Source organism: Massilioclostridium coli, from assembly GCF_900095865.1.
Taxonomy (GTDB): Bacteria; Bacillota; Clostridia; order Oscillospirales; family Ruminococcaceae; genus Massilioclostridium; species Massilioclostridium facile.
Genome location: NZ_FMIZ01000006.1, coordinates 339,542 through 361,412 on the forward strand (window position 1 = coordinate 339,542; position 21,871 = coordinate 361,412).

A 21,871-nucleotide genomic window follows, 5' to 3' on the forward strand; every position below is an offset into this window, starting at 1 on the left:
TTATTGTTTATTTCGAACGCCATGTAATGCGCCCTTTTGTTAAATCGTATGGTGACATTTCCACTGTCACTTTATCTCCCACCAAAATACGGATGAAATTCATACGCAATTTGCCGGAAATATGAGCAAGGATAATATGGCCATTTTCCAATTCTACTTTAAAAGCAGCATTTGGAAGGGCTTCTACAACCTTACCTTCAATTTCAATTACGTCATCTTTTGCCATGAACAGATTACCTCCCTAGTTGATAACGGCTTGATCAGAATAGTTCCACTGCCAAAGCAGATTCCGAATTTTTTTATCGGTCGTATAAAGGGTAACATCAACCAAATGGGTTGTTGGCTGCAAATGTTTGTAATTCTTAGCCTTTGGCTTATCCAGTTTTCTTCGTTTGCCATCTGAAATGTAAGCAACGGAATCGTCACAGGAAACTACCAAATAATACCTATCTTTATCATGCCCCGATTTTGATTTTACAATCATTCCTTCAATAATCTGCATCTTTACGCCTCTGAAAGGATGATAGGGCCATCCTTTGTAATTGCAATCGTATGTTCAAAATGGGCTGCCAAGCTGCCGCTGGCTGTTTTCACAGTCCATCCATCAGAGAGCAGTTTTACTGCATCCCCTTTCCCATTGATCATCGGCTCAATTGCAATAACCATACCAGGCACTAAGCGAATGCCATGCCCAGGTTTCCCGAAATTCGGAACTTCTGGTTCCTCATGTAGATCAGTACCAACACCATGGCCTACATATTGACGGACAATACCATAGCCATATGGTGTTACTGTACTCTCTACCGCATAGCCGACATCCCCTAGACGGTTTCCTGGCTGTGCCGCTTTAATTGCCTCATACAAGCTTTTCTCTGTAACTTCCAAAAGCTGTTTTGCTTCCTTGCTTACTTCTCCTACTGTAAATGTATAAGCATTGTCTCCGTGGTAACCTTTATACAAAGCGCCAACATCAACGCTTACAATATCCCCTTCCTTCAAAATCTCATGTTTCGAAGGAATTCCATGGATAACGGTATCATTTACAGAGATACAGGCGTTCCCAGGAAAACCACCGTAGTGGTAAAAGTTAGGTGTTGCACCTGTAGAGAGAATAAACGTGCGGATTGCGGTATCAATTTCCTTTGTACTCACACCTGGTTTGCAGTGTTCCCCTGCAACCTGTAATGCCTGGGCGGAAATCCTACCCGCATCCCGTAATAGTTCCAGTTCTCTTGCTGTTCTCAAAGCAATCATCAATTATGCCTCCAAGGCTTTCAAAGTAAGGGCGGTTGTATCTTTTACATCTTCCTGCCCTTCTACAATAACCAGTTTACCTGTTTTTGTATAGTAGTCTTTGAGCGGCTCCGTTTGTTCATGGTAAACAGTTAAACGCTCTTTTATGGTATCTGGATGGTCGTCTTTACGCTGCACCGTATTCCCGCCACATTTATCGCATTTTCCTTCTTCAGCAGAAGGTTTATACATCACATGGTAGGATGCGCCACAAGATTCACAAACACGGCGTCCAGATAATCTAGCCTGAATTTTTTCATCAGGAACTTCAATATCGATTACTCGATCAATTACTACGCCCATTGCATCCAAAGCTTCCGCTTGAGGAACTGTACGTGGAAATCCATCCAGCACATAACCATTTTCACAGTCAGGCTGCGCAATCCGTTCTTTTAACAGGCCAATTACAACCTCATCCGGAACCAAATTGCCAGATTCCATATATTCTTTGGCTTTCAATCCCAGCTCTGTGCCATTTTTGACCGCTTCGCGCAGGATATTACCGGTAGAAATAGCTGGAATTTTTAATGTATCACAAATAATTTCTGCTTGTGTACCTTTTCCGGCACCCGGAGCACCTAAAAGAATTAAATTCATACTTGCCCTCCTGATTATTCTAAGAAGCCTTTGTGTTTACGCATGGTCAATTGGGATTCCAATGCTCTCATTGTATCCAAAGCAACACTTACAATAATGATGATGGATGTACCACCAAGAGCGATTTGAGCACCTGTTGCCATCTGGAAGAAGATTGGGAATACCGCAATAATACCTAGGAACACAGCTCCCAGCATAGCGATTTTCCAAATTACTCTGGAGATGAAATCAGATGTTGGTTTACCAGGACGGATACCTGGAATAGCACCATTATTTTTACGTAAGTTGTTTGCAATTTCAATTGGGTTATACTGAATCGCGATATAGAAGAAGTTAAATGCAATAATCAGTACAAAGTAAAGGATTGCATAACCCCAACTATCATAACGGAAGACCTGGAAGAAATGCAGCCAGAAGCCTTCTTGAACATTTACAAACTGTGCAATCAAGCTTGGGATAGAAAGGATGGAGGTAGCAAAGATAATTGGCATTACACCACTCATACTTACTTTTACAGGAATATGAGAATTTTGACCACCATACATTTTTCTTCCTACAACACGTTTTGCGTACATTACTGGAATACGGCGTTCCGCATTTGTCATTACAATAATAAAGATAATCATTGCAATAAAGATTACCACAATTAATGGAACATAGATGTAATTCTGCCACTGGCCTTGACCACCCAATTCCCACATGCTTTTTAAAGTACTAAATGCTTGTGGTGCACGGGAGATAATACCAGCAAACAAGATGACGGAAATACCATTTCCAATCCCTTTTTGTGTAATTCTTTCACCTAACCATACAATTAAGCAGGAACCTGCTGTAAATGCAGCTACAATAATAATACCTGTAAACCAAACTTCCCAGCCTGTGGAATATTCAACAGCGTTGTTGGATTTCAGTAAGAAGAAGAAACCAACTGCTTGAATCAGCGCAAGGACGAATGTGAGGAAACGGGTGATTTTACCCAGTTTCTTTCTCCCAACTTCCCCTTCTTTCTGGAGCCTTTCCAGATAAGGAATTGCCACAGTTAACAACTGGACAATAATCGAAGCGTTGATGTATGGAGTGATGGACATTGCAAAAATAGTTGCTTTTTCCAACCCACCACCGGTTAATACGTTAAAATATCCAAGGAAACTATTATCTGAAGTAACGATGCTTTTTAATACTGAAGGATCCAAAAACGGAACCGTAATAGCAGAGCCCAGTCTAAAAATGATGATGATGAGAATGGTATAAAGAATTTTCTTTCTTAAATCTGCTACTTTAAACGCATTACGAACCGTCTGAAACATCTTACTTCACCTCAGCCTTTCCGCCTGCTTTCTCAATTTTTTCTTTTGCAGTAGCTGAGAACTTAGCTGCACAAACAGTCAGTTTTTTGGTCAGTTCTCCATTGCCCAAAACTTTAACGCCGTCCATTACTTTTTTCACCAAGCCAGCTTCTTTTAAAGCAGCTGTGTCAACAACAGCGCCATCTTCAAATTTATTTAAATCAGACACATTTACAATAGCGTAGTTGGTTGCAAAGATGTTGTTGAACCCTCTTTTTGGGATACGTCTTTGCAAAGGCATCTGTCCACCTTCGAAACCTGGTCTTACACCACCGCCGGAACGTGCGTTTTGACCTTTGTGTCCTTTACCAGCTGTTTTACCTGTACCAGAACCAGCACCGCGTCCAATACGTTTTGGTGCTTTTGTGGAACCAGCTGCTGGAGATAATTCGTGTAATTTCATCGGTTTACACCTCCTTAGGTTTAGATTTCTGTAACCTCAATAAGATGGGAAATCTTACGGATTTTACCCTGTGTAGCAGCGTTATCTGGTTGTGTAGTAACGTCGCCAATTTTTTTCAGACCCAGAGAAGCAGCAGTTGCAATCTGGTCTTTTTTAGAACCAATCAGGCTCTTTTTCAATGTAATATTGAGTGCCATTTGCCTGCGCCTCCTTATTTCAAAATTTCTACTACGCTCTTACCACGTAATGCAGCAACTTCTTCTGCATTGCGTAAAGAAGACAAACCTTGGATAGTTGCTTTTACAACATTGCAAGGGTTGTTAGAACGCAGCGCTTTTGTTCTGATATCTTTGATACCAGCAACTTCAACAACCGCACGAACTGGGCCGCCTGCGATAACACCAGTACCTTCTGGAGCTGGTTTCATCAAAACACGACCTGCACCGAATTCACCAACGATTTCGTGAGGGATAGAAGTACCTTTCAGTGAAATCTTAACCAGGTTTTTCTTTGCATCTTCGATGCCTTTGCGGATTGCATCTGGAACTTCACCAGATTTACCCAAACCGAAACCTACGGTTCCGTTTCCGTCTCCAACTACAACCAAAGCAGCGAATTTAAAAATACGACCACCTTTTACAGTTTTGGAAACACGATTAATCGCAACAACTTTTTCTTGCAGATCCAGTTGTGATCCATCTATTCTAGCCAAAAGTATACCTCCTCTTTAGAACTTGAGGCCGCTTTCGCGGGCTCCAGCTGCTAACTCAGCAATTCTGCCGTGGTACAGGTAACCGCCTCTGTCAAATACAACAGTTTCAATCCCTTTTTCCAAAGCTCTTTTGCCTACCAGTTCACCAACTTTATGTGCAGCTTCTTTGTTTCCGCCGAATCCTTCAAATTCTTTATCCATTGTGGAAGCGGAAACCAGTGTAACGCCGTTAATGTCATCTATCACTTGTGCATAGATATGCTTAGCGGAGCGGAATACATTCAGGCGTGGGCATGCAGGTGTTCCGGAGATTTTGCCGCGAACTCTGCGATGTCTTCTTAATCTAGCCTTATTGCTACTAGCTTTGTTCACCATTGTTCAGTCACTCCTTTAACTAACCTTTCGCACCTTTACCGGCTTTACCTTCTTTACGCTGGATATGTTCGTTAACATATTTAATCCCCTTGCCTTTATAAGGTTCTGGTGGACGTTTTTCACGAACTTCCGCAGCGAACTGACCAACTTTTTGTTTGTCAGGGCCGGAAATGATGATTGAAGTCTGGTTTGGAACTTCGATGGTAATGCCATCGATTTCACTCATGGTTACCTGATGGGAATAACCCAGGTTCATAACCAGATCTTTTCCCTGTTTTGCAGCACGGTAACCAACACCGTTAATTTCTAATTCTTTTTTAAAGCCTTCGCTTACACCGATTACCATATTGTTGATCAAAGATCTGGTTAAACCGTGCAGGCTTCTGTGATCTTTTTTATCACTTGGGCGAGTTACTTCGATGACACCATCGTTTAAAGCAACAGCCATATCTTTGTGGAAATCCATTTCCAAAGTTCCTTTAGGGCCTTTTACTGTAATGTGGTGGCCGTCAATTTTAACGTCCACGCCAGCAGGAACCTGAATTGGAGCTCTACCTATACGAGACATTCTTGATTCCTCCTTATACTACCAAATAAATGCCAGAACTTCGCCGCCGCAGTTTGCTTTACGTGCAGCTCTATCAGTCATAATACCTTTCGATGTGGAAACGATAGCGATTCCAAGGCCTTTCATAACTTTTGGAAGATCTTCACAGCTAGCATAGATTCTAAGACCTGGCTTAGAAACTCTGCGCAGACCAGTGATGATCTGAGATTTATTTTCACCGTATTTTAAAGTGATACGGATGATACCTTGTTTACCATCTTCAATAATCTGGTAATTTTTAATATAACCTTCATCTACAAGAATCTGAGCAATCGCTTTCTTCATGTTGGATGCAGGCACATCAACTGTATCGTGTTTTGCTGAATTTGCGTTTCTGATTCGGGTCAGCATATCAGCAATTGTATCAGTGATTTGCATACCGTCAACCTCCTTTGCTCGTGCTTTTTACCAGCTGGATTTTTTTACGCCAGGGATTTGGCCTTTATAAGCCAATTCTCTAAAACAGATACGGCAGATACCGTATTTGCGGAGATACGCATGGGGTCTACCGCAGATTTTACATCTGTTATAAGCACGGGTGGAATATTTAGGCTCCCTTTGCTGTTTTACGATCATAGATCTTTTAGCCATGTTCTGTATCCTCCCTTACTTTTCAAATGGAGCGCCCATCAATGTTAATAATTCACGGGACTCTTCGTCTGTTGTAGCGGTTGTAACAAAGCAGATGTCCATACCGCGGGTTTTATCGATTTTATCGTATTCAATTTCAGGGAAAATCAATTGCTCTTTCAGACCCATGTTGTAGTTACCTCTACCGTCAAAAGAGTTCGGATTGATTCCTCTGAAGTCTCTTACACGAGGAAGAGCAATGTTGAACAGTCTATCAACAAAGTCATACATTTTTTCAGCGCGTAGTGTTACTTTTACGCCGATATTCATGCCTTCACGAAGTTTAAAGTTCGCTACAGATTTTCTAGCTTTACAAACAACTGGTTTTTGACCTGTAATAGTAGCCAGGTCATTCATGATAGCATCAATAACTTTAGAGTTATCGCGTGCTTCGCCAGCACCTACGTTGATTACCACTTTTTCAAGCTTTGGAATCTGCATGACACTTTTATAACCAAATTTTTTCATCATTGCTGGAGCAATTTCGCTCTTGTATTGTTCTTTCAGTCTAGCCATGTCGTACCCTCCTCACTTAAAAAGTAGCGTCGCATTTTACACAACGACGTTTTTTAGTGCCATCTGCTTCCACTTTGAAAGCAACACGGGTAGCTTTGCCACATTTAGGGCAAACCAACATTACTTTAGAAGCGTACATTGGAGCTTCTACTTTTAACAGTTGGCCAGCTTCACCCTGGCGTCTTGGTTTCATGTGTTTGGTAGCAATGTTTGCACCTTCCACAATAACTTTATTTTCTTTTTTGCTGACTTCCAGTACTTTACCTTTTTTGCCTTTGTCTTTACCGCTGATGATCATTACTTCATCGCCGGTTTTAACGTGCAACTTTTTAATCATGTTAAATTGCACCTCCCATTAAAGTACTTCAGGAGCAAGAGACAAAATCTTCATGTAGTCTTTATCACGAAGTTCCCTTGCAACTGGCCCAAAGATACGTGTACCTCTTGGGTTTTTATCTTCTCTAATAATAACAGCAGCGTTTTCGTCGAAACGGATGTATGTTCCATCTTCTCTACGAACGCCTTTTGCTGAACGAACGATTACTGCTTTTACTACGTCGCCTTTCTTGACAACGCCGCCGGGTGTTGCTTTTTTAACCGAAGCAACCACTACGTCACCAATATTTGCATACCTTTTACGTGAACCGCCCAGTACGCGAATACACATTAAAGTTTTCGCACCAGTGTTGTCGGCTACTTTCAGGTAAGTTTGCATCTGTATCACAGCGCGTTCCTCCTTTCGGTATTCCTATCAATTAGTAAAACTATTTAGCCTTTTCCAAAATTGTAACAACTCTCCATCTTTTGTCTTTGGACAGAGGACGGGTTTCCATTACCTGTACAGTATCGCCGATTTTGCAAGCATTTTGTTCATCATGTGCTTTCAGTTTTACAGTACGTTTTACAATCTTTTTATAAAGGGGGTGTCTCACATTGTCGACGATAGCAACAACAACTGTTTTATCCATTTTGTCGCTTACAACTTTACCGACACGAGTTTTTCTAAGATTTCTCTCGATCACAGCTTTATTCTCCCTTCACACTTAGTTAACGCTTTCCTTTAATTCACGCTCACGAAGAACAGTTTTAATGCGCGCAATATCTTTTTTTACCGCTTTGATGCGCATAGGGTTCTCGAGCTGATTAACAGCGAGCTGGAAGCGTAAGTTGAAGAGCTCGGCTTTAAGGTCACCCAATTTTTTATTGAGGTCATTTGTAGTCAAATCTCTGATTTCAACTGCTTTCATTATTGCTCACCATCCGTTTCTTCCTTAGTTACGAATTTGCATTTGATTGGAAGTTTGTGCATAGCAAGACGCATCGCCTCACGAGCAACTTCTTCTGATACACCTGCAATTTCAAACATAACTCTGCCTGGTTTTACCACAGCTACCCAATATTCTGGAGAACCTTTACCGGAACCCATTCGAGTTTCCGCTGGTTTTTCCGTAATTGGTTTATCTGGGAAAATTTTAATCCATACTTGACCACCACGTTTGATGTAACGGGTCATTGCAATACGTGCTGCTTCGATTTGGTTGGAAGTGATCCAAGCTGGTTCGAGAGCTGCAAGACCGTAATCACCATAGGTAACCTTGTTACCTCTCATGGCTTTTCCTTTTAAACGTCCACGATGAACGCGACGATATTTCACTCTTTTTGGCAACAGCATTACTTGTTACCCCCTTCCCTGCGGGGTCTTCTGCGGTTAGAAGGTCTTCTTCTTGGTTCTTCTGTGCGAGCCATTTCGCCTTTCAGAACTTCACCTTTGTAAATCCATACTTTAACACCGAGTTTACCATAAGTGGTATCCGCTTCAGCGAAACCGTAATCGATGTCAGCTCTGATAGTTTGCAGAGGAATTGTACCTTCATGATAAGTTTCAGAACGAGCAATTTCTGCACCGCCGAGACGACCAGATACACAAATTTTAATACCTTTAGCGCCTAATTTCATGGTTCTTCCGATAGCTTGTTTCATAGCACGACGGAAGGAAATTCTGCGTTCCAGCTGAGCAGCAATGTTTTCAGCTGTTAATTGAGAGTTCAGGTCAGGAGTTCTAACCTCAACAATATTGATATTAACTGGTTTACCAATTAATTTTTCGATCTGTGCTTTTAATTTTTCAATTTCAGCACCACCGCGGCCGATTACAATACCTGGTTTCGCGCAGTGAATATGAATTTTAGTTCTTACTGCATCACGTTCAATTTCAATTTTAGAAATACCAGCTACATACAGGTTCTTTTTAATGAAATTACGCAGTTTGTAATCTTCTACAAGGGTATCGCCGAAAGCGGCTTTACCTGCAAACCAGCGGGAATCCCAATCTTTAATAACGCCCACTCTTAAGCCGTGTGGGTTTACTTTTTGACCCATAGTTTACCTCCTCTTTCAGCCTTATGCCTTTTCTTTCACAGTTAAAGTAACATGTGATGTTCTCTTGAATACACGATATGCTCTACCCTGAGCTCTTGGTCTAATTCTTTTCAGGATTGGACCTGGAGTTACATAACAAGCAGATACATAAAGATTATCTTTATCCATGCCGAAATTGTTTTCTGCATTGGCACAAGCGGACTTCAGAAGTTTTTCAAGATCCTCACAAGCAGCTTTAGGTGTGTGCTTTAAAATTGCCATTGCTTCAGTTGTGTCTTTCCCTCTGATCAGGTCAAGCACAATTTGCACTTTACGAGGTGCAATACGGGTAAATTTTAATTTAGCCGTTGCTTCCATTTAAAATCCTCCTTTCGGCCTACTTCTTGCCGTTATTTGATGTTTTGGAACCGGCATGTCCTCTGTAAGTTCTGGTTGGAGCAAACTCACCCAGTTTGTGTCCTACCATGTCCTCTGTTACATATACTGGAACGTGCTTACGTCCGTCATGAACTGCGAATGTATGGCCAACGAAATCAGGGAAAATTGTGGAAGATCTGGACCAGGTCTTCAAAACTTGTTTTTCACCTTTTTCGTTCATTTCTTGAACTCTTTTTAAAAGAACCGGTTGTACGTAAGGTCCTTTTTTAATACTTCTACCCATAACAACTGCCTCCTTTCAACAACTACTTAGCATTTCTGCGTTTTACGATAAATTTGTCGGAGCGATTATGTTTTTTACGGGTTTTGTAACCAAGAGCAGGTTTGCCCCAAGGTGTAACTGGTCCTGGACGTCCGATCGGTGATTTACCTTCACCACCACCGTGTGGATGGTCGTTAGGGTTCATAACAGAACCGCGAACGGTAGGTCTGAAACCTAAGTGACGGGTTTTACCAGCTTTACCAACTTTTACGTTTTCGTGGTCAATGTTGCTAACCTGGCCGATTGTAGCCATACAGTTAACAGGAACATTTCTCAACTCACCGGATGGTAAACGAACCAGTGCGTAAGCACCTTCTTTTGCCATCAGCTGTGCTGTATTACCAGCACTTCTTACCAACTGAGCGCCTTTTCCTGGGTACAGTTCAATGTTGTGGATGAAAGTACCAACTGGGATGTTGATTAATGGCAGTGCGTTACCTGGTTTAATATCAACTTCAGCACCGCTGCAAACAACGTCGCCAACTTTCAAACCAACTGGAGCAACGATGTAACGTTTTTCTCCATCTTCATATTGGATCAAAGCGATGTGAGCGGAACGGTTTGGGTCATACTCTAAAGTAAGAACAGTTGCGTTCATATCCGCTTTATCACGTTTAAAATCGATTACACGATATTTTTTTCTGTTTCCGCCGCCACGGTGACGAACGGTAATTTTACCTGTGTTGTTACGACCGGAATTTTTTTTCAAAGACTCCAACAGGCTTTTTTCAGGAGCAACTTTGGAAAGCTCAGAGTAATCGGTTACTGTCATATTACGTCTGGAAGCGGTCGTTGGTTTATATGTTTTAATAGCCACAGTGTTCTCTCCTTCTTAATGGTTTAGCGACAGCAACTTTGGCTGCCATACATTACCTTGAATAGGTTCTAAATTAGAACATATTCTCGAAGAATTCAATCCCTTTTGAATCTTCTTTCAGGGTTACAATTGCTTTTTTCCAGTCTGGTTTGTAACCAGCGGTAGCACCCTGACGTACATATCTGCCTTTGCAGTTCATGGTGTGAACTTTGGCAACTTTTACGCCAAACAAAGATTCAATTGCCCGAGCAATTTCAATTTTGTTTGCAGATTTTGCTACTTTAAAGGTGTATTTCTTTTCCTGCATACCTTCCATGGATTTTTCAGTCACGATAGGGCGCAGAATGATATCCTGTGCAGTAACTTTCATTATGCGTACACCTCCTCGATTTTCTGAGCAGCAGCCTGAACAATAATTAATTTATCATTGTTGAGGATGTCATAAACGTTTAATTCGTTTACTTGTGCTGTTTTCACGCCTTTGATGTTGGATGCGCTTTTAATTACTTTCGCATCAACTTCTGGAAGAACGATTAACGCTTTTTTGTCAGCACCCAGTGCGGATAGCATTGCAACCATATCTTTGGTTTTGTATTCGTTCATTGTGATAGCGTCAACAACAATCAAGTTTTCTTCTAAAACTTTAGCGGAAAGAGCAGATTTCACTGCTAATCTTTTCACTTTTTTATTCAGAGAATAGCTATAGTCACGAGGTTTTGGTCCCAGTGCTACGCCGCCGTGTGTCCATTGTGGAGAACGGGTAGATCCCTGACGAGCATGGCCTGTTCCTTTTTGTCTCCAAGGTTTTTTACCACCACCGCGAACTTCTGTACGGGTCAGAGTGGATTGTGTACCCTGGCGCTGGTTTGCCAAGTAGTTGACAACAGCCATATGGAGAACAGCTTTATTTGGCTCAATTCCAAAAACGGCATCTGCGAGATCGATTTTAGCAACCTCTTTACCTGCCATATTAAATACTGCAATATTTGGCATGATGCTTCCTCCTTCCTATGCCTTTTTCACACTGTTAGTGATGGAAACGATACCGCCTTTAGGTCCTGGAATAGCACCTTTAATTGCGATCAGGTTGTTTTCAGCGTCAACTTTTACAACAACCAGGTTTTGAACGGTAACGGTTTCAGCACCTAAGTGACCTGCCATCTTTTTACCTTTGTAAATTCTCGAAGGAGAAGATGCGGCACCCATGGATCCTGCTTGTCTAGCAACTGGACCAGTACCATGGCTGGCTTTCAGGCTTCTGCTACCGTGACGTTTGATTGCGCCGGCAAAACCTTTACCTTTGCTGGTTCCACAAACATCAACGATGTCACCTTCTGCAAAGATATCAGCTTTGATGATATCTCCCAGATTGTAAGCATCTGTGTCATCCAGTCTGTATTCTTTCAGTGTTCTTTTTGGAGCTGCGTCTGCTTTTGCGAAATGTCCAGCCTGTGGTTTGTTCACATTGTGTGGCTTCATATCGCCAAAGCCGATTTGAATTGCCTGGTAGCCATCATTTTCGATTGTTTTCTTTTGAACAACTACGCAAGGACCAGCTTCAATTACTGTAACCGGAATTACGTTTCCGACTTCATCGAAAATTTGGGTCATACCGATTTTTTTACCGATAATACCTTTTTTCATTGTTTCTTCCTCCTATAAGGTTATTGGTTGAGAGGTTCCTCCCAACATGACCTGCTTAGCTTTCGAATCTAAATTAAAGCTTGATTTCGATTTCTACACCAGCAGGAAGTTCGAGGCTCTGAAGAGCTTCTACAGTTTTGTTAGATGGTCTGAGAATATCGATGAGTCTTTTGTGAGTTCTCATTTCAAATTGCTCACGGCTATCTTTGTACTTGTGTACCGCACGCAAAATGGTTACTACCTCTTTTTTGGTTGGCAGAGGGATTGGTCCGGACACCTGAGCTCCGGTGCGTTTTGCGGTTTCAACGATCTTTTTGCAAGATGCGTCGATCAGGTTGTGATCATAACTTTTCAGTCTGATTCTGATTTTTTCTTTGACTGCCACAGTCATCGCCTCCTAAAAATTTTGTTCAAGGGGGGCTGGACCAAACTTACACGTTGCCGTGTGTTTCGTGCTTGGACATGAAAAAACCGAAAAAACAAATTCTGTTTTTCCGGAGCATGTTGCAAACACCTATTTTTAACATAAACGCAGTTAATCCTATAAGTGCGCAAGTCACCCTAGATTAAACAGCTTGGAAAGCAATGCTTTCTAGTCCTGCGGTCTGCATGTTAAAAAGATTAAGTTTTGTCGCCCGGTTTGAAATCGGACATACTCCACAGAAATTCCCCACCGCAAGGATGGCCACCTTCTGCTTCATCGCATATCTTGTACAGTCATACCTCTATATTATAACATAGCTTTTTCAGATTGCAAGGGATTGCAAAAATTAATTTGTAAATTATTTATGAACTTAAAAATTATTTTATTTGCTTTTATTTTATCGTTTTTTCCGACAGAAATGTTATAATGAATATGAAAGAAAAGATAGGAAGAAGGTTTTAATATGTTTCTTACGCTACAAGGATTTACCCTTTATCAGTTATTCTTTTACTTTATCATTTATAGCGTAATGGGATGGATCATGGAAACCATCCTGTGTAGTTATAATGAGAAAAAATTTGTAAACCGTGGTTATCTCTCTGGCCCATACTGTCCAATTTACGGAGTTGGTATGTGCTTAATTATCTTAACATTAAGCTCCTATCAAGACCGATTAACCGATCTATTCCTTGGTGGAATTTTGGTTGCCAGCACTTTGGAATATTTTACTGGATGGCTGATGGAGAAATTATTCCATACAAAATGGTGGGATTACAGCGACAAAAAATTTAATCTTCATGGCAGGATTTGTTTGCAAATTTCCTTAGCGTGGGGAGTCCTTTCACTGGTGATTATTAAAGTAGTACAACCATTTGTTAACCAGTTTGTCAATTGGATTCCTGTTAATATAGGTAAGGTTATTTTAATTGTTTTTGCTATTATTTTTATTGCGGATGCCATTCATGCTACTATTATTGCAGCACATCTGTCGAAGAAAATCCATCTTATTAATCAAATTAAAGCAGACCTACATAATCTCTCTTTAAAATTAAATCCACATCCACAGGAAAAATTGAAAAACCTTACCATAAATCAGCTTTTTGCCAACGTTGCTTCCTATTTAAACACGAAAAAAATTGAGAACAGAGAAAACTTTCAAAAAAGAATTGCGGAATTAAAAGCAAACTATCGGCATACTCAACACAAATCTATTTTTGAGCGTCGTCTGCAAAAGGCTTTTCCTTCCATGAAATCTATACCTCGGAAAAAAGAAATAAATAAAACCACAAAAAAATAGCCTTTGTTCCCCTTCTATCGACAAATCTAAAAGAACATGCTATAATGTTGACATTGATTTAAAAAGGAGCTATTGATTATGAAAAAAGCAGTCCAATTATTCGTTACCGCTTTATTAGTAACATGTGTTGTCTTTGTTTTTGCAGGATGTATTGACAATAAAGAAAAAACATATGTGGAACAATATACCCAAATAACAGCAGATCTCAATGAGGAAATCGGAAATATCTCCAATTTGGATACTTCCACAGTAGAAGGGTTTCAAGAATTTTTAGATATGATTGATTCAATCGATGAACAAATCCATAAATTGGCTGACTTAGATCCTCCAGAAAAATTTCAGGAAGCACAAGAATGTTACCGCACTGCCAGCAAAGGCATCACAGAGGCCAACGAAATATTCCAGTCATTGGATCCAGAAGCCGTCCTTTCCGGGGATGAAAACGCTTATTCCCAATATGTTGATGCACTAAATAAATATATGGAAGCTTGCGATGAATTACAAAAAGGCGATGATGCCATTAACGCAGCAAATAAATAGAATAAAAAAGGGTAGTAGAAAAAATATATTCTGCCCCAAATTGTGCGGACAGTACAAAAAAGAGCCTCAAATGATAGAAATCGAATAATTAAGCAACGAACTGACTTCTAAATTCTATGGGAGTCAGTTTTGTTTTTGTTTGAATACATTGATTGTTGTAGAAAGAAATATATTATCAATCAGCAAGCGAACCTGCTGAAAAGTTTTGAGTTTAACGCGATTAATTCACTCTATTTTGAGTATCGAAAAAAATTTTCCGCCAAAGCAATTATCATAAGGGTTCTCGTGTCTTGACATTGAAGGCGCAATGCTGTAAGATTTCGTCGGCTTAAAATACTTTTGAGAAGTGTATGCCCTGGTCACTGTGGAGTTGCAGGTCTGCAGTGATTTTTTCTTTCCTCTTTACAGCACGAATAGTAGACAGCACAAATCAATATTTAATTTAGTTCCAATTTTGTAAGATTCGATACTATTATCAAACAAATCCCTGATACAAGTTTCCTCGTGGTGTATATATGATATATCTGTAACCCATTTCTAATTCGGTTTTGTGGAGGTGAAATCTCTATTTAATAGATTTGGATATTTATGAAGTGCATTTCCATAATTACGATACTTCTTTCTTCTTACTGACGATAACAGAGTATACTTTTGCATTGTACACAATATTGTCTTAGGATTGCGGTGTATTCCTTGTCTTTCAAGCCATATATGTACTCTGTGATAACCATAAGTTCTATCGTATTTATCCTGACATTCTTTTATCTTTTGAACTATATCTATTCTTTGTACGTATCCATAATATTCACTGCGCGATACATCAAAGAAACGACACATTGAACTGATTGGATACTGTTCTCTATGCCGATAGATTACATTGTATTTTACCTGTAATCTCACTTCCTTTCTGTAAGTGAGAGAAAATCCATCATTAGTTCATTCTCTATTTCAAGCTATTTTATCTTGGCATCCTTTTTTGTTGTATCTTGTTATGAAATTTTCATACTGTTTTTTATTAGATCCTAATTTTTGGTAAATTTCTTGTCCTCTAAATCCCTGCGTTCTTAATTTGATTATTTCAATTTGATACATACTTATGTTTCTGTAGCTTCTTGGCGTAAAAAACCTCCTATGATAGTTTTTATTCTATCATAGGAGGTTTTACTTTCTATGTTTGTTTTGTACGAACCTGTGCAGGTAATATTGCCCCTCTGTTTAGATACTATTTTATCTTTTCTACAATTTCCGCAATCTTAACAGGGACATCCGCAATATCTACAACTTCCTGGATAGATTTATCGCGGGTAGAAATTTCTACTTGTCCATTCTGGGCATTTTTTACTCCTACTACAATCCGGATTGGAATCCCTAACAAATCAGCGTCCGCAAATTGAACCCCTGCGTTTGCTCCACGGTCATCCAATACCACTTCATACTGTCCGCCTAATTTATCATATAAGTCTTTGGCAATTGGCATAACATCCATTTTCTTATTGCTTAACGCACAAATGTGAATCTGCCAAGGAGCAACGGCGTAAGGCCAAATTGGGCCATTTTCATCGTGATGCGCTTCAATGATACAAGCAGCCAAACGTCCAACACCAATACCATAACATCCCATAATTGGAGTTTTCTGTGTACCATCTTTGTCCGTATAGGTCATTCCCATACTTTCGGTGTATTTGGTACCCAATTGGAAGATGTTCCCCACTTCAACACCACGGCTTAATTTTAACTCCTGGCCGCATTTTGCACATTTGGAGCCTGTAATTACTTTTGCCACATCAATATATTTTTCTGGTTTAATATCACGGTCCATACACACGCCAGTATAATGATAGCCATCCTCATTGGCACCACAGGACATATCATTGGCATGGGCAATGGTTTCATCATAGTAAACTTCGCATTTTCCTGGATTCAATTGATAAGGCCCCAAAGAACCAAACGCCAAATCAACATCAGAATAATCCGTTAATGGAAATACATTCGCCCCAACAATACGGCGCAATTTTGCCTCGTTTACCTCATAATCAGCACGGATAAATACAATTACCACTCTATCACTGTTTTCCACAGCAAACACTGTAGCTTTAATCATCTGTTGTGGTGGAACTTTGCCTTCAAAAAACGCAACCAGTTCATCAATTGTTTTTACTCCTGGAGTCGCTACTTTTTGAATTTCGCTCTCTGGACGTTCAATGGCTTCATGCTCAAATTCAGCTACTTCCATATTAGAACGATAACCACAATGAGGGCAGGTTACAATGGTATCTTCCCCAGCGTCGCACAATAGCATAAATTCATCTGCTACCGCGCCACCCATCATGCCGCTATCCGAAGTAACAGAAATTACTTCTGGCACACCACAACGGGCAAAAATACGTTCATATGCTTCAAAACAGATTTTATAATAACGTTCCAAATCTTCCTGGGAAGTATGGAAAGAATACGCGTCCTTCATGGTGAACTCACGTACACGGATTAATCCACCCCTTGCCCGTGGTTCATCACGGAATTTGGTTTGGATCTGATAAATCATAAAGGGATACTTTTGATAACTCTTTGCTTCAGAACGCGCCAAATGCACAGCGGCTTCCTCGTGGGTCATACCGAGTACGCATCCTGCACCGGAACGGTCTGTAAACCGCAATAATTCACTTCCAACAGAGTCATAACGGCCGGATTCATCCCATAAATCACGTGGCAGCACCACTGGGAACAATACTTCCTGGCCGCCGATACGGTCCATTTCCTGGCGGATAATTTCCTCAATCTTTCTCGTTACTCGTTTCGTTGGTGGCAATAAAGAAAAAATACCGTTGGCAACTTGACGAATATAACCGCCTTTTAACATAAATATATGGCTTGGAATACTAGCATCAGAAGGTTTTTCACGATACCGTTCCCCTAACAATTGGCTTAATAACATAATCCATTCTCCCTTTTGTTTGATGAGTTAAATTTATGATATCATTTTATGGCAGGAAATTCAAGTATTTTTCCTTGGCTAATCTATTTTATTTCCTGCAAAATAAATGATTTTGTAGAATACTGCTGCAAAAACAGTTATCTAACAAGCTTTTGGAAAAATTTGTTGCAAACAGTAAAAACACGGCTTATAATAATACTAAAAGAGTACCAGTCAGAAAGGATGCGGTTTTTATGATTCATAATGAATATATCCAACAAGTTACAAAGGAAATTATTGAGTACTGCCATCCAAATAAAATTATCTTGTTTAGCTGGAAACACAATGTAAAAGATGAGTTATCCAGCTTTAAACTAATTGTCATCGCCGACCATTCAGAAGGGTTAAGCCATGACCTGTACCTCAATATTGACTGCGAGATTCCTTTTGATTTAGTCGTATACAGCCCAACACAATGGGAAGAACTGAGCCATACCCAAAACTCTCTGGCAGAACGGGCAATTCAAAAGGGGGTTGTATTATATGGCTAGACGAGGAAGCTGGTCCCGGGACAGTAAAGATTACGAAGACTGGATTGACGCAGCTTACCAGGATCGTCTGGCGGCCGAGCTCCTATTTACTGACCCCCGCCTTTATGATAGTTGTGCTTTCCACTGTCAACAATGTGCGGAAAAAGCATTAAAGGCGTATGTTATTTTTAAAACCCATCGCTTGGTAGATGGGCATAACCTTACCTGGCTGTGTAAACAAGCTGTAAAACACGACCAAAAATTTGTGGAATGGCTGGACGAAAGCGCCAACTTAAACCATTATTATATTGAAACCCGTTATCCAGGGGATTTTCCCTTGGAATTTAATCAAAAACAAATGGAATCCGTTTTAAAAATGGCACAGGATATGAACGATTTTATCTATCAGGAGATTAAACAATCCACACAAAAACAAAATAAAGGGGAAACGGCAAGTGTTATGTAGCATCAATAGCATTGGATTAATTGGTTTGGACGCATACCATGTAACAATTGAAGTAGATATCGCCAATGGGATGCCAGCATTTGAAATTGTCGGGCTACCAGATGCCGCTGTCAAAGAGAGCAAAGACAGAGTGCGGGCTGCCATGAAAAATTGTGGCTATGAACTTCCCGCCCGCAGGATTACAGTCAATTTGGCACCTGCAAACACCAAAAAAACTGGTCCTATCTACGATTTGCCTATCTTGATTGGATTATTACAGGCAACAGGGCAATTAAATTACAATAATACCAACGATATCTTTATCGGAGAGTTATCTTTAGGTGGAGAAATCAGGCGTTGCAATGGTATTCTGCCAATGGTACTTCACGCAAAACAATTGGGGTTCCAAAGAATTTTTGTCCCACTGGAGAATATCAAGGAAGCCAGTGTAGTACAAGGGGTTCAAGTCTATGGCGTAGACTCTGTTACCAAATTAACCTCATTCTTAGCACAAGCCACTTCGCTGGAACCAGCCCAATTCTCGATAGACTTTTCCCAACAAGAACAGAATTTACCCGACTTTGCGGATGTAAAAGGGCAGGAAATCGCAAAACGAGCTTTGGAAATCGCCGCGGCGGGCGGTCACAATGCTTTACTGATTGGTCCACCAGGTTCTGGAAAAAGCATGTTGGCAAAACGCCTTCCCTCCATCTTGCCCAAAATGACGTTTGAGGAAGCAATTGAAACCACAAAAATCCACTCCATTGCGGGAATCCTTCCAGAAAATTGTGCTTTAACCACAGTCAGACCATTCCGTAGCCCTCATCATACCATTTCCGCTTCTGGTTTAACAGGAGGAGGAATCCCACCAAAACCAGGCGAAATCAGCCTTGCCCACAACGGAGTGCTCTTTTTAGACGAGCTGCCAGAACTCCACCGGGACGCCAAAGAGGTTTTACGTGCCCCGATAGAAGACCGTGTTGTTCAGATCAACCGAGCAAACATTACGGTTTCCTATCCATGTTCCACTATGATTATCGCCGCTATGAATCCCTGCCCATGCGGTTATTACGGCCACCCAACTAGGGAATGCAGTTGTTCCGCCAGCAAAGTACGTCATTATCTCAATAAAATTAGCGGGCCGTTACTGGACCGTTTGGATTTACATATTGAAGTTGCTCCAGTGGAATTCGATCAGCTTTCTTCCCAGGAAAAGGCGGAACCATCCCGTGATATTCGTGCAAGAGTAGAAAAAGCCAGAAAGATACAACAAAACCGGTATCAGGAATTGGGGTATTATTGTAATGCTATGCTTCCTACTGCGGACTTGGAAAAATTCTGTGTTATGACTAATCAGGCGAAACAAACATTAAAACAGGCTTTTGAAAAAATGAGTTTATCCGCCAGAGCTTATGACCGTATTTTAAAAGTTTCCCGAACCATTGCGGATTTAGCAAACCAAAATGTTATCCAACAGGAGCACATTTTTGAGGCCATCCAGTACCGTAGCCTTGATCGAAAATATTGGTCCGCTTATTAAAGTTAAATTTCTACCACTCTAACCATGCATCTAGTAATTATATATTGCGATTAAAGCAACCTATTTCTAGATGAACAAAATATCCTTTTCTCATAGCATTACATACTCTGTTCTATTATCATTGATGTTGTTATTTTTATCGCTTACATTTATTTAAGGAATCAATACCATTATGAATTGATAGCTTTCGATTGATTTCGAAGGTAGTGAATAATCGTCTTAAAAGTTTAAGAAATAAACTACTGGCATTCCTGTTTCCGCCACGAACTTTCTTGTCTTATGATTTTTTCATTGCTTATTTTTATTGATACTTTAAGTAAAAAGCCTTTAATATCCAGCAATTAACCATTTTACTAAACAAATAAGCACCTAGTTAACTAGGTGCTTATTTGTTATTATAAAATTTTATTTGGCCGACAACACTATGCCGCAGGTTTTATATCAATCACATTATATTCTACTTTATTGGCGTTAATCAGTTCATCAATTAAAGTAACATTGTTGGTAGAACAATCCCCATATGGAGAAGGTTTCTCTACATTATCCACCACAACTTCACCATTTAAAATACAAATATCGGATAATGCAACTGCGATATAACCGGTTTTTGGTCCATCTGGTTTATCCCCAAAGGTAGAATCAGAACTAATATCAATCGTTACTTGATAGATATAAATAAGACGGTTATATCCATCCCAATAATATCCTTCTGGATCTTTTCCAACCAGTAAGCTTTGGGTAGAGATCACAGGATCACTGACAGAAATTTTATTGGTACTGTAGTAATATTTATCGGAAAATTTTTCATAATAAGTGGACCAAGATTCTGCCAAAGATGCGTTTACAGCCTCTTTTGCTTTATTATCCAAGGCTGCCCGCACCTCATCGGTGATTTGTTCTGCACTGGTTAGATATTCGCTCAACCCTTCTACCGTAAATTCTTTTGTTTCTTGGGTGACAACCAACAATTCATCTTGTGCTTGATATTTATCGTAATTTGCGGTAATTGTTACAACATCCCCATTGCTCAAACCACTGGTTTTATCTGCTGAAAAGTAGATGTCACTTACAAAATCATCTGTGCTGTTATTGACAATCTCAACTTCTCCTTTTGGTGCAATACCGGTAAAAGTAACCTGTAAATCCTCAAAAACATCTATTTTTGTACCATCTTTTAGTCCTTTTACTTGAAGGCTCAATTTGCTATTTTTAATTTTAATATGTAGTTCTTCTGCCAAATCTTCATCATAAGTCAATGTAGCTTCAATGGTATCCCCATTGCTAATCCCTTCTGTTTTTGAAAGCTCAGCGGATACCGATTGGAAAAACCCTGCGTAATTCACCAGTTCACTATATTGGTTGGATTTTAACCCCAGGTCTTTCATCAATTCTGTATCCGTAATCGAATCATTAGTAATTACTTCTGCAGTTGCGTTACCATTCATCCCTTGTACCGATATCATATAATATTTTCCAAGGTCAAATTTTTTCCCACCGCCAAGCAGGACAATACATAAAATAATGGCAACAATAATTAATACACCGCCGCCAATAGAGCCAAATATAATTCCTTTTTTTGCTTTGGAACTCAATGGTTTTTTTGGTGGAGGTGGGGGTATAGCCCCTGGAGTTTGAAGAGGCATTCCCTCAGGGGAATACCCCATTGTTGGAGGTACCATATTGGTCGTATATGGTTGAGAAGGCTGGTTTATTGGAGGATAAGGTGGATTCACTGGAGGGATTTGAGTGGTTGGTTGCATTTGATCCGGTATTGGCTGTGTCTGCTGTGGGATAAATGCTGTAGTAGGTGCCACATCCGGAGTTGGTATTTGTCCTTGTTCCGGTTTTTCAGGTTCTATTGGCGGAATGGTATTACTGGAAAAAATATCTTCCATATGATCCGACCGGTTTGGATTGTTTTTATTTTCATCATTCATATCAATAGGATCTCCTTTTTATTAATATCAATCATACTATGTTGATTATTATACCATACTATTTCAGATAATACAGTATGTTTTACTTTTTTCCGTAAAAAACGGGATTTTTCATTAAAAAACAATTGTAATTTTGTCATTCCTTCTAAAATAAAACGATAACAATTGATTTTACCAAATCCAATTGTACAAAATCCTTGTTTTTTATTTTTAAAATGTCAAACCAAT

Annotated in this window: 34 protein-coding genes; 5 read left to right on the forward strand and 29 right to left on the reverse strand. The window is 40.0% G+C overall.

All coding sequences use genetic code 11. The features are described from left to right. Positions 1–7 precede the first annotated feature (7 nt). The 26 genes from infA to rpsJ form a co-directional block, all read right to left on the reverse strand. A complete protein-coding gene (gene infA / locus BQ2683_RS03785; RefSeq protein ID WP_069987423.1) occupies positions 8–226 on the reverse strand; it encodes a translation initiation factor IF-1 in 219 nt (72 codons plus the stop codon). Between the two features lie 15 nt (positions 227–241). After that, positions 242–502, reverse strand: a complete 261-nt coding sequence (locus BQ2683_RS03790) for a KOW domain-containing RNA-binding protein (protein ID WP_069987424.1) — start codon at positions 500–502, stop codon at positions 242–244. A gap of 2 nt (positions 503–504) precedes the next feature. After that, positions 505–1,254, reverse strand: a complete 750-nt coding sequence (gene map / locus BQ2683_RS03795) for a type I methionyl aminopeptidase (RefSeq protein WP_069987425.1) — start codon at positions 1,252–1,254, stop codon at positions 505–507. Between the two features lie 3 nt (positions 1,255–1,257). After that, complete coding sequence (locus BQ2683_RS03800) at positions 1,258–1,890, reverse strand: adenylate kinase (RefSeq protein ID WP_069987426.1); 633 nt, start codon at positions 1,888–1,890, stop codon at positions 1,258–1,260. Positions 1,891–1,904: 14 nt separating this feature from the next. Beyond that, on the reverse strand, positions 1,905–3,197 hold the full coding sequence (secY, locus tag BQ2683_RS03805) for a preprotein translocase subunit SecY (RefSeq protein WP_069987427.1): 1,293 nt from the start codon (positions 3,195–3,197) through the stop codon (positions 1,905–1,907). 1 nt (position 3,198) lies between these two features. Then, positions 3,199–3,639, reverse strand: a complete 441-nt coding sequence (gene rplO, locus BQ2683_RS03810) for a 50S ribosomal protein L15 (protein WP_069987428.1) — start codon at positions 3,637–3,639, stop codon at positions 3,199–3,201. A gap of 20 nt (positions 3,640–3,659) precedes the next feature. After that, entirely contained in the window at positions 3,660–3,836 is a 177-nt protein-coding gene (gene rpmD, locus BQ2683_RS03815) for a 50S ribosomal protein L30 (RefSeq protein WP_069987429.1), read from the reverse strand. A 14-nt stretch (positions 3,837–3,850) separates the two neighbouring features. Continuing rightward, positions 3,851–4,351, reverse strand: a complete 501-nt coding sequence (gene rpsE / locus BQ2683_RS03820; protein WP_069987430.1) for a 30S ribosomal protein S5 — start codon at positions 4,349–4,351, stop codon at positions 3,851–3,853. 15 nt (positions 4,352–4,366) lie between these two features. Next, positions 4,367–4,726: a 50S ribosomal protein L18 gene (gene rplR / locus BQ2683_RS03825; protein ID WP_069987431.1), complete on the reverse strand. Its 360-nt coding sequence runs from the start codon at positions 4,724–4,726 to the stop codon at positions 4,367–4,369. Positions 4,727–4,745: 19 nt separating this feature from the next. After that, positions 4,746–5,294, reverse strand: a complete 549-nt coding sequence (gene rplF, locus BQ2683_RS03830) for a 50S ribosomal protein L6 (RefSeq protein ID WP_069987432.1) — start codon at positions 5,292–5,294, stop codon at positions 4,746–4,748. Between the two features lie 18 nt (positions 5,295–5,312). Beyond that, a complete protein-coding gene (gene rpsH, locus BQ2683_RS03835) occupies positions 5,313–5,711 on the reverse strand; it encodes a 30S ribosomal protein S8 (RefSeq protein ID WP_069987433.1) in 399 nt (132 codons plus the stop codon). A 27-nt stretch (positions 5,712–5,738) separates the two neighbouring features. Next, on the reverse strand, positions 5,739–5,924 hold the full coding sequence (locus BQ2683_RS03840; protein ID WP_069987434.1) for a type Z 30S ribosomal protein S14: 186 nt from the start codon (positions 5,922–5,924) through the stop codon (positions 5,739–5,741). Between the two features lie 15 nt (positions 5,925–5,939). After that, a complete protein-coding gene (gene rplE / locus BQ2683_RS03845) occupies positions 5,940–6,479 on the reverse strand; it encodes a 50S ribosomal protein L5 (RefSeq protein ID WP_069987435.1) in 540 nt (179 codons plus the stop codon). A 16-nt stretch (positions 6,480–6,495) separates the two neighbouring features. Beyond that, positions 6,496–6,813, reverse strand: coding sequence for a 50S ribosomal protein L24 (rplX, locus tag BQ2683_RS03850; RefSeq protein WP_141720185.1), 318 nt, complete (start codon positions 6,811–6,813; stop codon positions 6,496–6,498). A 21-nt stretch (positions 6,814–6,834) separates the two neighbouring features. Beyond that, complete coding sequence (rplN, locus tag BQ2683_RS03855; protein WP_069987437.1) at positions 6,835–7,203, reverse strand: 50S ribosomal protein L14; 369 nt, start codon at positions 7,201–7,203, stop codon at positions 6,835–6,837. A gap of 40 nt (positions 7,204–7,243) precedes the next feature. Next, positions 7,244–7,501, reverse strand: a complete 258-nt coding sequence (rpsQ, locus tag BQ2683_RS03860; protein WP_069987438.1) for a 30S ribosomal protein S17 — start codon at positions 7,499–7,501, stop codon at positions 7,244–7,246. Between the two features lie 21 nt (positions 7,502–7,522). Beyond that, positions 7,523–7,726 carry a 50S ribosomal protein L29 gene (rpmC, locus tag BQ2683_RS03865; RefSeq protein ID WP_069987439.1) on the reverse strand — a complete coding sequence of 68 codons (204 nt, stop codon included), beginning with the start codon at positions 7,724–7,726 and terminating at the stop codon, positions 7,523–7,525. After that, on the reverse strand, positions 7,726–8,151 hold the full coding sequence (gene rplP, locus BQ2683_RS03870; RefSeq protein WP_069987440.1) for a 50S ribosomal protein L16: 426 nt from the start codon (positions 8,149–8,151) through the stop codon (positions 7,726–7,728). Before rplP ends, rpmC begins: the two co-directional genes overlap by 1 nt. Further along, positions 8,151–8,858, reverse strand: coding sequence for a 30S ribosomal protein S3 (rpsC, locus tag BQ2683_RS03875; protein WP_069987441.1), 708 nt, complete (start codon positions 8,856–8,858; stop codon positions 8,151–8,153). The genes rplP and rpsC overlap by 1 nt, the downstream gene beginning before the upstream one ends. Positions 8,859–8,879: 21 nt before the next feature. Then, positions 8,880–9,215 (reverse strand): 50S ribosomal protein L22, encoded by a 336-nt coding sequence (rplV, locus tag BQ2683_RS03880; protein WP_069987442.1) that lies wholly within the window; start codon positions 9,213–9,215, stop codon positions 8,880–8,882. Between the two features lie 19 nt (positions 9,216–9,234). Then, complete coding sequence (gene rpsS, locus BQ2683_RS03885) at positions 9,235–9,519, reverse strand: 30S ribosomal protein S19 (protein ID WP_069987443.1); 285 nt, start codon at positions 9,517–9,519, stop codon at positions 9,235–9,237. Positions 9,520–9,541: 22 nt separating this feature from the next. Next, positions 9,542–10,375, reverse strand: coding sequence for a 50S ribosomal protein L2 (rplB, locus tag BQ2683_RS03890; RefSeq protein WP_069987444.1), 834 nt, complete (start codon positions 10,373–10,375; stop codon positions 9,542–9,544). A 73-nt stretch (positions 10,376–10,448) separates the two neighbouring features. Next, positions 10,449–10,745 carry a 50S ribosomal protein L23 gene (gene rplW, locus BQ2683_RS03895; protein WP_069987445.1) on the reverse strand — a complete coding sequence of 99 codons (297 nt, stop codon included), beginning with the start codon at positions 10,743–10,745 and terminating at the stop codon, positions 10,449–10,451. After that, positions 10,745–11,368 (reverse strand): 50S ribosomal protein L4, encoded by a 624-nt coding sequence (gene rplD, locus BQ2683_RS03900; RefSeq protein WP_069987446.1) that lies wholly within the window; start codon positions 11,366–11,368, stop codon positions 10,745–10,747. Before rplD ends, rplW begins: the two co-directional genes overlap by 1 nt. A 15-nt stretch (positions 11,369–11,383) precedes the next feature. Then, positions 11,384–12,019, reverse strand: a complete 636-nt coding sequence (rplC, locus tag BQ2683_RS03905) for a 50S ribosomal protein L3 (RefSeq protein ID WP_069987447.1) — start codon at positions 12,017–12,019, stop codon at positions 11,384–11,386. Between the two features lie 73 nt (positions 12,020–12,092). Then, a complete protein-coding gene (gene rpsJ / locus BQ2683_RS03910; RefSeq protein WP_069987448.1) occupies positions 12,093–12,404 on the reverse strand; it encodes a 30S ribosomal protein S10 in 312 nt (103 codons plus the stop codon). Between the two features lie 502 nt (positions 12,405–12,906). Here rpsJ and BQ2683_RS03915 point away from each other — a divergent pair. Together BQ2683_RS03915 and BQ2683_RS03920 are read left to right on the forward strand one after the other, a co-directional pair. Further along, positions 12,907–13,740: a putative ABC transporter permease gene (locus BQ2683_RS03915; protein ID WP_069987449.1), complete on the forward strand. Its 834-nt coding sequence runs from the start codon at positions 12,907–12,909 to the stop codon at positions 13,738–13,740. Between the two features lie 78 nt (positions 13,741–13,818). Next, entirely contained in the window at positions 13,819–14,280 is a 462-nt protein-coding gene (locus BQ2683_RS03920) for a hypothetical protein (RefSeq protein WP_069987450.1), read from the forward strand. A gap of 537 nt (positions 14,281–14,817) precedes the next feature. On the opposite strand, the gene BQ2683_RS13890 is transcribed toward BQ2683_RS03920, so the two are convergent. Next, a complete protein-coding gene (locus tag BQ2683_RS13890; protein ID WP_420806769.1) occupies positions 14,818–15,117 on the reverse strand; it encodes an IS3 family transposase in 300 nt (99 codons plus the stop codon). A gap of 385 nt (positions 15,118–15,502) precedes the next feature. Then, positions 15,503–17,212, reverse strand: coding sequence for a proline--tRNA ligase (locus tag BQ2683_RS03925; protein WP_069987451.1), 1,710 nt, complete (start codon positions 17,210–17,212; stop codon positions 15,503–15,505). 233 nt (positions 17,213–17,445) lie between these two features. Here BQ2683_RS03925 and BQ2683_RS03930 point away from each other — a divergent pair, with 233 nt between their 5' ends. From BQ2683_RS03930 to BQ2683_RS03940, 3 genes are read left to right on the forward strand one after another with little or no spacing between them, the layout of a single operon-like run. Continuing rightward, entirely contained in the window at positions 17,446–17,742 is a 297-nt protein-coding gene (locus tag BQ2683_RS03930; protein WP_069987452.1) for a hypothetical protein, read from the forward strand. Next, positions 17,735–18,187 (forward strand): HEPN domain-containing protein, encoded by a 453-nt coding sequence (locus BQ2683_RS03935; RefSeq protein ID WP_069987453.1) that lies wholly within the window; start codon positions 17,735–17,737, stop codon positions 18,185–18,187. The genes BQ2683_RS03930 and BQ2683_RS03935 overlap by 8 nt, the downstream gene beginning before the upstream one ends. Beyond that, a complete protein-coding gene (locus BQ2683_RS03940) occupies positions 18,177–19,706 on the forward strand; it encodes a YifB family Mg chelatase-like AAA ATPase (protein ID WP_076939115.1) in 1,530 nt (509 codons plus the stop codon). Before BQ2683_RS03935 ends, BQ2683_RS03940 begins: the two co-directional genes overlap by 11 nt. Positions 19,707–20,128: 422 nt before the next feature. On the opposite strand, the gene BQ2683_RS03945 is transcribed toward BQ2683_RS03940, so the two are convergent. Next, complete coding sequence (locus BQ2683_RS03945) at positions 20,129–21,643, reverse strand: hypothetical protein (protein ID WP_069987454.1); 1,515 nt, start codon at positions 21,641–21,643, stop codon at positions 20,129–20,131. Positions 21,644–21,871 lie beyond the last annotated feature (228 nt).